Raw genomic sequence first — 669 nt, forward strand, 5'->3', positions numbered from 1 at the left:
CATTCGCTCCTGCAGCACGGCAAAAAACTGATTGTCGGCCAGCTGCTGCCGGGCGTACCCCAACAGCCGGGCATTGCCGGTGGCCGTGGCGGTTTGCAGGGGGCCGCCGTCCCAACTCGGGCGCTGAACATAGGTTACGTCGCCGGGGTAATGGTGGTCGCGCCAGCCCACCAGGGTTTCGGCGCGCATGGCCCGGTAGCCGGCCGAGTCCTGGGTCTGGTAGCGGAAGGGGATGCGGGCCAGGGCTATTTTCTCTAGCTGGGCCCGCAGGCGCTCGTCGCCGGGCTGGCCGGGGTTAGGCTGGGTGGCTTCGTAAATCTCCGACACCCAGTCCAGCACCTCGCCGTAGTTGCCCACAAAGCCCAGCTCCTTGGTCAGCCCCTTGGCCGTGGTTTGGAAGTAGGCGTTGCCCATCGGCCGGCTGGGCTGGCCCTGGGCATTTTCGCTGCCCAGCCAAGGCTCCAGGCCCACCGACTCGTAGAGGTAGTGCCGCACCGTGGCTTCAGGCAGGGCGTCGATGGGGTTGAGGTAGGCCAGGCCTTTGTTGGCGTAATAGATGCCGTACAAGTCGTTTATCATCGACTGGTTGGTGTACAGTCGGCGGTGCTGCCGGTGCCAGTCGCGGCAGGCGCGCAGCATGGCCGCGTAGGCGGCACGGCGTGTGCCGGT

1 protein-coding gene is annotated in these 669 nt (G+C 66.4%); it reads right to left on the reverse strand.

What is annotated here, in order from left to right:
* The coding region (locus ACYVDE_RS25225) for a hypothetical protein (RefSeq protein WP_460504261.1) at window positions 1–669 on the reverse strand (669 nt) is incomplete at both ends.

It is taken from the genome of Hymenobacter agri (assembly GCF_054778495.1).